4 protein-coding genes and 3 pseudogenes are annotated in these 11,510 nt (G+C 46.4%); 6 read left to right on the forward strand and 1 reads right to left on the reverse strand.

From position 1 onward, the window contains the following. Window positions 1–378: 378 nt before the first annotated feature. Window positions 379–4,806 carry a translocation/assembly module TamB domain-containing protein gene (locus tag JCM12259_RS09105; RefSeq protein WP_051559292.1) on the reverse strand — a complete coding sequence of 1,476 codons (4,428 nt, stop codon included), beginning with the start codon at window positions 4,804–4,806 and terminating at the stop codon, window positions 379–381. A gap of 250 nt (window positions 4,807–5,056) precedes the next feature. Between JCM12259_RS09105 and JCM12259_RS09110 the strand changes: the two genes are divergently transcribed. The 6 genes and pseudogenes from JCM12259_RS09110 to nqrF all read left to right on the forward strand — a co-directional run bounded on the left by JCM12259_RS09110 (window position 5,057) and on the right by nqrF (window position 10,870). Next, entirely contained in the window at window positions 5,057–6,409 is a 1,353-nt protein-coding gene (locus JCM12259_RS09110) for a Na(+)-translocating NADH-quinone reductase subunit A (protein ID WP_025066231.1), read from the forward strand. Window positions 6,410–6,411: 2 nt separating this feature from the next. Further along, complete coding sequence (locus JCM12259_RS09115; protein ID WP_025066232.1) at window positions 6,412–7,578, forward strand: NADH:ubiquinone reductase (Na(+)-transporting) subunit B; 1,167 nt, start codon at window positions 6,412–6,414, stop codon at window positions 7,576–7,578. A gap of 28 nt (window positions 7,579–7,606) precedes the next feature. Next, a pseudogene (nqrC, locus tag JCM12259_RS14760) lies at window positions 7,607–8,313 on the forward strand (NADH:ubiquinone reductase (Na(+)-transporting) subunit C). A 29-nt stretch (window positions 8,314–8,342) separates the two neighbouring features. Beyond that, window positions 8,343–8,966, forward strand: a complete 624-nt coding sequence (locus JCM12259_RS09125; protein ID WP_025066233.1) for an NADH:ubiquinone reductase (Na(+)-transporting) subunit D — start codon at window positions 8,343–8,345, stop codon at window positions 8,964–8,966. Window positions 8,967–8,969: 3 nt separating this feature from the next. After that, window positions 8,970–9,595, forward strand: a pseudogene (gene nqrE, locus JCM12259_RS14765) (NADH:ubiquinone reductase (Na(+)-transporting) subunit E). Between the two features lie 7 nt (window positions 9,596–9,602). Then, window positions 9,603–10,870: pseudogene (nqrF, locus tag JCM12259_RS14770) on the forward strand (NADH:ubiquinone reductase (Na(+)-transporting) subunit F). The last annotated feature ends 640 nt before the right edge of the window (window positions 10,871–11,510 follow it).

The following is an 11,510-nucleotide window of genomic DNA, read 5'->3' on the forward strand; positions in this document are numbered from 1 at the left end:
AACAAAGGGAACTCTTGGAAGCCCTTTGTCTATAGGAGTTTAGCCGTCGCCTTACGCGCGCGCGTACGCGAGGACCTAAAATTGTGTCACGCCAGGTGCGATGTGTGTGTGTGTGTTAAGACTTTTTCTGAGATATGCAAATATAAAGCGTTAAAAGATGCAGAGAAATCCATGTTTCTTTGCATCGCGCTATTCGTTATATTTGTCCTTGCTGTCATTCTAATTCTGAATTATCGGCGGCAAAGATAGATAATAAATCTTAAACATGCAAATAATTTGAGAGAAAAATGAGAATGTTTTTTACGTGACAATAAGATAACAAGCTGCAATATCCGGATAACGTGGCATATAAGGTGCTGATTGCCATTGGAAAGTCTTTTATTTATTGTTTTGCTGTTGCTTTTTCAATTTCTTCTTACGCTGTATACCGAATAAATCTCGCAGTCCATTGAAATCTTTTTTCATAATGAAACCGAGGCCTTGGGTGTTGAGACTGTTACGTGTGAAGTAACGATCGTTGGTTTGATTATACACTTTGATGGCTAAGTTGCCGCTTGGGAAGAGGAGATAACGAATGTCGAAATCTCCGATAAAACTTGTCGTGGCATTCGGATTATCGCGATAACCGAACTGCCCGTTGATGAGCAAGCGGTTATTAAACAGTCGGCCGCTCAGCAATCCTTCGTATTCAGCGTTGTTCCAACCCTCGTCGCCGGTCGAGATATTCGCTCCGAAGTTCCAATTTGTGTTATTGACCACACTGCTCAACACGTTATTGATCTGTTGACTCAATGTTCCGCTCAGCAGACTCTGCATGGCCAGCGAAGTCTGACTTTGCTGGTTGCTGCCGTCTGTGCGTGCATTGTTATTGCCTTGATGGTAGAATCGACCGATGGTGAGCAGATAAAGCACTTGCTGATTCATCTCTTCTTCGCTGTTGATAAGACTATAAATCATCTGTTTAGCATCGCTGTTGACCGTCGGCATATCAAGACCGAAATCGATTTTAGGCGTATTGGGCGTGCCGGTGATCTTCATTTGGCAGTTCACTCGAATATTGTTGCTGGAGAAACTGCGCCCAAGCTGCAAATCGGAAAGGCTCACACCGTTTACCGTATATTGTGCAATGAGATTGAGCCGGGCATTATACGGATCGCCGCCGAAAGTGATCGTGCCGCCTTCTTTGAATTGGAAGTCCTTTTTGATGACGTCTTGCACGGTGAGTTTGTAAATGCCATGATTGACGAGATAGTTACCGAACATATCTAATCCGCCTTTGTTGTAATAAGTGGCACGAATCACCCCGCTTCCGTTGAGCGCGATATAATCTCCGGTCTTTGCATCCATGATCACCTTCAACGTGGCATTTTCGGCAATGTTCATCAACAAATTCAAGTGTATGTCAGTAGGAATATCGATTTCATTGCCCATCATCGGTTTTCCTTGTTGCTCTTCAAGAATGGTTGTGTCGGCATGGGCGGCAGCCTGTTTCCAATGAATAAAATCATGATTATTGATGGCATCGGGACTTGTCGTATTGTAAACCACCTCGCTGCCTTTATCCGATCGGGCATCGACATCGATGTTAACTTCCCCGCTCTTGCCGCGAATCGTGCAGTTGCCAGTGGCAAAGACAGTGCCGTAAAAAGAATTTCCGTCGGTCTCTTTGAGATCTAACGCTAATAGATTTTCGGCTTTGACGCCGATGTTGAACGACAGGTTGCGTAGACTCTTATGATAAAGACTTCCCGAAACAACACCTCGCTGACCACGACGATCATATATTGTGTCGTTCATCAACCGTATTTGATCGGGAATCAGACTGATTCTGTCATTTTTTAACGTGTAAGTTGTGTTCAGACTACTGATATCCAATGTTCCGTTTGCCGTGATGTCTCCTGCCAAATTGATGTCACTCAATGGTCCGTAAAGGCGAAGATCTCCCGTGGCAAACACGTTGACATTGCGCATAAAACTACCGCAAAAACTCTCTAAAAAAGCGGCCCGCGTGTTGCGTGCATGAATAGCAAGATCTATACGATCGCGTTTCGGCGACACATATCCGTTGATCAATGTCTGCGAAAGCGGTCCATCATTCGCTATGGCATTGATATCAATCTGTTCATCACGATTATTCAGATTGACATTTGCCGTGAGAATGCCCATTTGTCCGTTCTCAAATCTAAATTGATCCACCGTTAGTCGGGCGGCAGCTTGCGGTTTGGAAAAGGCGCCGGCAATATAAGCGCGCCCCGTGGCAAGCCCACTGAACTCCACGGAATGAAAATCTACGAGATTCAAGATGTAGTTCACATCCATGTCTTTCAGGTCGACAAAGAGCGAATCCGTGTTTTTTTGCGTTGCTAAACCTGATAAAATGATGTGTTGTTTGTGATGGGCTATGGTGAAATTATTGATTTCTAAATGATTCTTACTGTATATAATGTCTGCCGGTTTCACATTCCACACCGTATCGCCTACCATGATATTCGATGGCCGCACATTGATTCGGGCGGCCGAAACACCTGCTTCGGTCTTGAAAAAGCGTGTTCCGCAGTTGAAAGTTCCACGCAAACGCCTTTGGGTATGACTGTCGAATGCGATGGATGCAGATAACTGATTGTCGGCGGCCGATGCATGGACATTCAACTCGAAACGGTTTCCTTCATCATTGAATTTATTGATTTTGGCGACAGCCATTAGTGTATCATTAGGTGTTTGAATCCGAACATGACCGCCGGTATAGCGTTTTTCCTCATAAGAAAAGTCCGGCGCATCAAGCAATAGATCCACTTCGTGAGTTTTGTCATTGATACGTCCCTGAATGTGAAACGGTTTGCCAAGCGCTAACGGAATATCAAACAATTGTTGTAACCAATCTGACCGCATAACGGTTGCATTGATTGCGAAGTCGTTTTGGGTTGTTTTCTTCAGCCGAGGAAGTCCCGGTAAAGTCGGGATTTTACTTCCCACAAAGTTGATAAAACTCTGGGCGAATGTTTCGTAATCATATTTTCCATTGACAATGAGCGTTCCGAAGTCGCTGTTAAGCGTTAATACACGTGCTTTACCTTCGTTGGCAGCAGAGAGTTTGAGAGAAGAGAGCGCATAATGTCGCTTCTCAGACTTCATCAAAAAATCTGTTAAGTCGATTTTTCCAACGGCCGTATTCAGAGTCTTTCCCGTGAAATCGGCAGCTAAATTGAAATCAAATGTCGTGCCGGGCCATTGTTGCGAGAGGTGGAGTTGATTCGGATTGAAATGCCGAACTGTTGCAGTGAGGTTGGCAGAAGGCGTTTTGGCCATGAAATTGAGCCGTCCTTTCACCTCTATTTGGCCATTCGGATCATCCATTCCGAATATTCCTTCGAATGTTCCTTGGTGAAAAGAGCCGTCAACGGATAGATTATGATAGGTGTAAGCATTGTATTCAAGCTTGGAAACGACACCTCGAGCAGTGAGCGTCGGAAGCCCGTGAGGATGCCATGTGCCGTCAATGGCGATGCGAGTTGCCACTTCTCCGAAAAGGTGATTATCTAAAAGGCGCTTCAAGTCAAGCCCCTGGGTCTCTATCTGCGCATTAAACTGCTGCTGCTGCTTGCCCAATATCAAATGGGCTTGTCCTGCATCGGTCTGTAAAATACCACTGACAGACATGTCGGAACCATGTCCCCCCCAATCGCCTCGATAATGGATATTCCCCAAACGAGTCACGACAACAGGGAGATTGAGACGAGTTCCGAGGTTGTCTGCAATAAATTTGATGCCTGCTGCACTCATTCGCAGATCCGAAATATGGGCATACCATCTAGGATTTGACAATACGCTACCGACCGATCCATTTGCAATGAGTTGCAGACTGCCATTGTTCGATCCAATATTGAGAGTGTTGACACGGACTTTTGTGCTCGTTCCTGAAAACGAAGAGGCTATCAGCAGTGGATGGATGAAATCTTTCAGTTGCGGCATCAGCCATTTGAAATCAGCCGGTGTGACAGAAGATGATTTGACATTACCCGTATATTGTAGCGAAGGCAACTCTATTTTGTTGCCCGACAGACGGTAAGTGGCATTGAAATCGCCCAATTCAATATGCGAAGCAGGCATCTCCAACTTGAAGTCTTTGAGCGAAGCCGATTGCCGATTAGCCGAAATCTTAAACGAAACAGCTCGAAGTCGCAATCCCGAAACTTCATTGAAAGAGAGTTTTTTCAAGTTGATATTCAATGAATCGGGCCGAAACGCATTGAGAAGAATGTGCGTACTAATATCAGTAAGATGAAGATGGGCCGGCGAAAGGATGCCGGTGCGCGGCGCTATATCCCATCTGTCGTATCTGACAGTGCCGTGCCGGATCACAAGTGAGCGAATCTGCACATCCAGCGGAGTGCTGTTCACAGTGTCTTTTGACGCCAACGAATCAATGACAAACTGAAAATTGGGTTTCGCTTTGGCTGACTCCTGATAAAGACCAGCCCGCAATCCGAAAATCTGCGCCGATGAAATGGAGATTCTGCCTTGTGAAAGCGGCAAATAATCGAACTTTGCCGAGAGTCGAGAAGCCTGCAAAAGCGGTTTCCCTTTTTGGTCAAGAATGGTGAGGTCGTCGATAATAAAGCGGTTCATCAATCCTAAATCCACGCGCCCGATGGTCACTTTCGTACCGAGTTTGGCTGCAAGCAAAGCGCTCACTTCATTGCCCACGAAGCCTTGTACTGCCGGAATATGCAGCAGTATGATCAAAAGAAGATACAGACCAACGAAGATCCATATAATACCTGTTATGAGATGCTTGAACCGTTTCAATCCTTTTATTGTACGACAAAATTACGCTAAAAAAGCATCAAAAGAGCACAAAACGCATGTTTTTCTTTCTCTGATACTGTTTTTTCACTATATTTGCATCGCGTAAACAACTTATGACAGATAAGATCTGATATAGGTCAAAACGGAATCTTATGTGTTTCATTCGTTAAACGTCAGTAAACATTATAAAAGACAAGGTCTTATCAGAACGATAGATATTAGTTGAATCCTTAAAATATATATGGTTATTATGGCAAATGTGATTAAGTTGCGAAAGGGCTTAAACATTAACCTGAAAGGCAAAGCTAAGGATGTGAAGATGAACATAGGGCAAAGCGCGGAATACGCGTTGAATCCCGACGATTTCATCGGTATCACTCCAAAAGTGATTGTGCATGAAGGCGATGTTGTCAAAGCCGGTGACGCCTTATTTGTCAGCAAAAACGATCCTGCGGTCAAGTTTGCTTCGCCCGTCAGCGGCACTGTTTCGGCAGTGGTTCGAGGCGATCGCCGCAAGGTGCTTTGCGTGAAAGTGAAAGCCGACAAGCAGCAACAATTCGTTGATTTCGGCAAGAAAGACGTGACAAATCTTGATGGCGAAGCCGTCAGACAGGCGTTGCTCGAAGCCGGATTATTCGGTTTCATCACGCAATTACCATATGCCGTGACCACAACTTCTGATTCGCAACCCAAAGGAATCTTTGTTTCGGCATTGCGAGACATGCCTTTGGCAGGTGACTTTGAATTCGAATTGCAAGGCAACGAGTCGGCCTTTCAAACGGGATTGACTGCTCTGTCGAAAATAACTAACGTCTACTTGGGCTGCGGAAAGCATCAAAACGTAGCGCAACTAACGGCTTTTCGCGATGCAAAAAGCATCATTTTCGACGGCCCTTGTCCTGCGGGCAATGTCAGCGTGCAAGTCAATCATATTTCGCCGGTCAATAAAGGCGAAATCGTTTGGACCGTAGACCCCACGGCTGTGATCTTCTTCGGGCGTTTGTTTGAGACCGGACGAGTGGATCTGACACGCACGGTTGCCGTGGCAGGAAGCGAAATCGATAATCCGGCTTATGTCGATGCCTTGGTAGGAACGCCGTTGACCGATATCCTGCAAGATCATTTGCGCCAGACGGATCATGTGCGGATCATCAACGGAAATCCGCTGACAGGACGCAGGGCTACGCTGAACGACTATCTCGGAGCACATGTCTCAGAAGTTACGGCAATACCCGAAGGCGACGATGCAGACGAGTTTCTGGGGTGGATTTTACCTCGAACAAACCAGTTTTCCACGTCTCGAAGCTATTTCAGTTGGCTTTTTGGAAAACGCAAGGAATATGCACTCGATGCACGGGTGAAAGGCGGCGAACGCCACATGATTATGAGCGGTGAATATGATAAGGTGATCCCAATGGATATTTTCGGCGAATTTCTTATCAAAGCCATCATCGCCAATGACATCGATAAGATGGAACAACTCGGCATTTATGAAGTTTCTCCCGAAGATTTCGCTGTTGCCGAGTTTGTCGACTCGTCCAAACTTGAATTGCAACACATCGTCCGCGAAGGATTGAATAGATTAAGAAAAGAAAACGCATAGCTATGTCTGCATTAAGAAATTACCTCAACAAGATAAAACCGCAATTTGAAAATGGCGGCAAACTACACGCTTTCCGTAGCGTGTTCGAAGGTTTTGAATCTTTTCTGTACGTACCAAACACGACGGCAAAAACAGGTGTCCACATTCATGATGCCATCGACTCGAAGCGCATTATGAGTATCGTGGTGATCGCATTGATGCCCGCTTTGCTCTTCGGTATGTATAATGTCGGTTATCAAAACTATAAAATGGCCGGCACATTAACCGATGCTTCTTTTCTGAATATCTTTCTTTTCGGATTCCTTGCAGTGCTTCCCAAGATTTTGGTGAGCTATATTGTGGGGCTGGGTATTGAGTTCGCATGGGCTCAATGGAAAGGAGAAGAGATTCAGGAAGGCTATCTGGTTTCGGGAATCATCATTCCGATGATCGTGCCTGTGAATTGTCCGCTTTGGATCTTGGCCATAGCTTGTGCCTTTGCCGTGGTCTTTGCCAAAGAGATTTTTGGTGGAACGGGAATGAATATCTTCAATGTAGCGCTTGTCACACGTGCATTTCTCTTCTTCTCATATCCTTCCAAAATGAGCGGCGATGCCGTTTGGGTGGCCAAAGACACCATCTTCGGATTGGGAAATACGCTTCCCGATGCAATGACTTGTGCCACACCGCTGGGCGAGATAGCCCAAGGCACAGGCGTTCCTTACACGCTTTACGATATGATTACAGGTTTTATTCCCGGTTCCATAGGTGAAACGAGTGTCATTGCAATTGCTCTCGGCGCTGTGATTCTGCTTTGGACAGGCATCGCCTCATGGAAAACCATGGCGAGTGTCTTTGTCGGTGGCGGTCTGACAGCAGTTCTTTTCTCAACTCTTGGATCAACACCCATCCCCTGGTACGAGCATCTCGTGTTAGGCGGATTTGCTTTCGGTGCCGTCTTTATGGCTACGGATCCTGTGACGTCTGCACGCACCGAGAGCGGGAAATATGTCTATGGCCTACTCATCGGAGCAATGGCCATCGTAATCAGAGTGATGAACCCGGGATATCCCGAGGGTATGATGCTGGCCATCTTACTGATGAATATGTTTGCGCCATTGATCGATTACTGCGTGGTCCAGCGCAATATCGGTAAGCGAATGAAACGTTTAACCTCTAATGACAAGTAAAGTTATGGCAGAAAAAATGAAGAAACGGTTGGACACTAATTCCAATTCGTATACCATTATATATTCGGTGGTCATCGTCATCATCGTCTCTTTCTTGCTCGCCTTTGTCTTTCAGGCATTGAAACCAGCCCAAGACGCGAATGTAGCATTGGACAAAAAGAAGCAGATACTCTACTCGTTGAATCTCCGTGGACTGAATGACCAAGAGGCAGCAACCCAGTATAAAGAGACTGTTATAGCTGATGAGGTGATCAATGAGCAAGGAGAAGTTGTCGAGTCGGGCTCAATGGGCGGTGAAAAGAATGGCTTCGCCTGAGTAGTGCAGATTTCAAAGCCGGTAAATTGGCACTCTACATCTGTAAAGTGAATGGAGAAACGAAGTATGTCATTCCCGTTTACGGTATGGGATTATGGGGACCAATCAGTGGTTATATTGCGATCAATGCCGATAAGAAGACGGTTTATGGAGCCTATTTTAATCACGAGAGCGAAACTGCAGGCTTAGGTGCTGAAATCAAAGACAATGCTCAGTGGCAGGCCAAATTCAAAGGCAAACACCTTTTTAATGGAAAGGACGCAGCTCATATCACTTTGGCCGTGAAAAAAGCAAGCGATCTGAAAGATCCATCTACACAGGTGGATGCCGTGACAGGTGCAACGCTCACCTCGAATGGAGTCAGTGATATGCTCCATGACTGCCTCGAAAAGTATGTCAAGTTTTTATCTGACAAATAAAATATGAACAGCAATTAAAAAGAAAAGATATGGCTCTATTTTCAAAGCAAAATAAAGAGGTATTCATAAGCCCGCTGAACCTTGATAACCCGATCATGGTTCAGGTGCTCGGTATTTGCAGTGCCTTAGCCGTGACTTCGCAATTGAAGCCGGCGATCGTGATGGGACTTGCCGTGACCATTATCACTGCGTTTTCCAACGTGATAATATCCTCCATCCGAAACACGATTCCCAACCGGATTCGTATTATCGTCCAGTTAGTTGTTGTAGCAGCCCTGGTGACCATTGTCAGCCAAGTGCTGAAAGCGTTTGCATATGATGTGAGCGTACAATTATCCGTGTATGTCGGGCTCATCATTACCAATTGTATTTTGATGGGACGTCTCGAAGCCTTTGCCATGATGAATAAACCTTGGCCCAGTTTCCTTGACGGAATCGGAAACGGACTCGGTTATGCGCTCATCCTGATCATCGTGGGATTTTTCCGAGAGCTATTCGGGCGCGGAACCTTATTCGGGCTAACCGTCATACCTCAATCCGTGTATGACGCAGGATATATCAACAACGGAATGATGACGATGCCCGCCATGGCGCTCATTCTCGTAGGGTGTGTCATCTGGGTGCATCGCGCCTATTTTTATAAGGAGAAATAAGTTATGGAACATATTATCAATCTCTTCTTCCGGTCGATCTTCGTCGACAATATGATCTTTGCTTTCTTCCTCGGTATGTGTTCATTCCTGGCCGTTTCGAAGAATGTGAAGACATCCCTGGGATTAGTCTGGCGGTGACCTTTGTCCTTTTGGTTACCGTCCCGGTCGACTACCTGTTGCAAACCAAAATTCTCGGTCCCGACTGTCTGATACAAGGCGTAGACCTCTCTTATCTCAGCTTCATCCTGTTTATCGCAGTGATTGCCGGAATCGTACAGCTGGTAGAGATGATCGTAGAGAAATACACCCCCTCATTATATGCTGCGCTCGGCATCTTTCTGCCATTGATCGCCGTGAATTGTGCAATCATGGGTGCCTCCTTGTTCATGCAGCAACGCATCAACCTCGATCCTACCAACACCCAATATATCGGCAACATTTGGGACAGCATAGCCTATGCGTTTGGAAGCGGATTGGGATGGACGCTCGCCATTGTTTCGATGGGTGCCATTCGAGAGAAGATGCAATATAGCGACGTGCCCAAACCATTGCAAGGATTAGGGATAACGTTCATCACCGTAGGACTGATGGCGATGGCAATGATGTGTTTCTCCGGACTTAAATTATAGACAAACTATGGGACAATTTATATTAGTGAGCATTGGTGTATTCTTGATCACGATCTTGTTGTTGGTGATTCTCTTGCTGGTTGCCAAAAAATACCTATCGCCCAGCGGGAAGGTGACGATCACCATCAACGGAGACAAGACACTGACCGTCGGACAGGGAAACAACCTCATGGCCACGCTCAATGAGAATGGAATCTTCCTGCCCTCTGCATGCGGCGGAAAAGCCAGCTGCGGGCAGTGCAAAGTACAAGTAATAGAAGGCGGGGGCGAGATCCTCGACTCAGAGCGGCCCCACTTCACCCGTAAACAAATCAAAGACCATTGGAGATTGGGATGTCAGTGCAAGGTGAAAGGCGACTTCCAGATCAAAGTGCCCGAGAGCATACTCGGTGTGAAGGAATGGGAGTGCACGGTGATTTCCAACAAGAATGTCAGTTCCTTTATCAAGGAGTTTATCGTGGAGTTGCCACCCGGAGAGCACATGGACTTCATCCCCGGTTCTTATGCACAGATCGCTATACCAGCCTACGACTGTATCGACTACGACAAAGATTTCGATAAAAACGACATCGGTCCGGAATACCTTCCAGTGTGGGAGAAATTCAATATCTTCTCGCTGAAAGCCCACAACCCCGAGCCCACCGTGCGCGCCTATTCAATGGCCAATTATCCGGCAGAGGGAGACCGCATCACGCTCACAGTGCGTATCGCGTCGACACCATTCAAGCCACGTCCGCAAGTGGGATTCCAAGACGTGCCCACAGGCATCGCCTCCTCTTACATCTTCTCCCGCAAGCCCGGCGACAAGGTGCGGATGAGCGGCCCCTATGGAGACTTCCACCCCATCTTCAACTCCAAGAAAGAGATGATCTGGGTGGGTGGCGGCGCAGGAATGGCACCCCTCCGTGCACAAATCATGCACATGCTCAAAACACTTCACACGCGCGATCGTGAGATGCACTATTTTTACGGTGCACGCTCCCTGAGCGAAGCTTCTTCCTTGATGATTTCCATGCGTTGGAAAAAGAATATCCCAACTTCCATTTCCACCTCGCGCTGGATCGTCCCGACCCCGAGGCCGACAAAGCCGGTGTGTCTTACACCGTGGGATTCGTACACCAGGTGATGTATGAAACCTATCTGAAAAATCACGACGCACCCGAAGACATCGAGTATTACATGTGCGGACCCGGCCCGATGAGTAAGGCGGTTCAGCAAATGCTCGATAGCCTCGGCGTGGATCCCGATAGCATCATGTTCGACAATTTCGGTTAGACCGACATACGACATTTTACCGATGACTGCATCGCTCCCAAGCCGATGCAGTCTTTTTTTATGCCAGCTTGTGAGAAGTATACGACCAGTGGTGCAGAAGTATCATGGTGCTTGCCGAGAAGTATACGACTTCTCCATCCTTTTGTTCTTGGGCTCATGACATCTTTTACCACTTTTCTCGGAAAACATTTGTTTGTTTAAGAATCTTTACTTATCTTTGCCGCGGTTTTGACAGTTCCTGTCGCCTCTCTCGTCCTTTCGCCCCCTAAGTTAGGGGGATGGGGGTCTGAACGATTAAAGAATATGACAACAAAAGCAAATATAACCAGCAGCGCATCGATGCAAAAGAACTCCAATTCTCTTGCATCTTTTAACGCTTTATATTTGCATATCTCAGAAAAAGTCTTAACACACACACACACACACACACACACACACACACACACACACACATCGCACCTGGCGTAGAGATATTTTAGGTCTTCGCTTACGCGCGCGCGTAAGGCGACAGCTAAACACCAATAAACAAAGGGCTTCTCGGAGTTCCCTTTGTTCTTCTTTTCATGCCCTTTTGCCAACCGCGCAAGGGGAAAATAAGCACGATTATTTATTCTAAAACATAGAGACTATGAACAAAAAA

The organism is Hoylesella enoeca JCM 12259 (genome assembly GCF_000613405.1).
Lineage (GTDB): Bacteria > Bacteroidota > Bacteroidia > Bacteroidales > Bacteroidaceae > Prevotella > Prevotella enoeca.

What these genes read in the sequence shown, in the direction of transcription:
- JCM12259_RS09110 (WP_025066231.1), top strand. Translation starts at nt 5,057, where the DNA reads ATGGCAAATGTGATTAAGTTGCGAAAGGGCTTAAACATTAACCTGAAA.
- JCM12259_RS09115 (WP_025066232.1), top strand. Translation starts at nt 6,412, where the DNA reads ATGTCTGCATTAAGAAATTACCTCAACAAGATAAAACCGCAATTTGAA.
- JCM12259_RS09125 (WP_025066233.1), top strand. Translation starts at nt 8,343, where the DNA reads ATGGCTCTATTTTCAAAGCAAAATAAAGAGGTATTCATAAGCCCGCTG.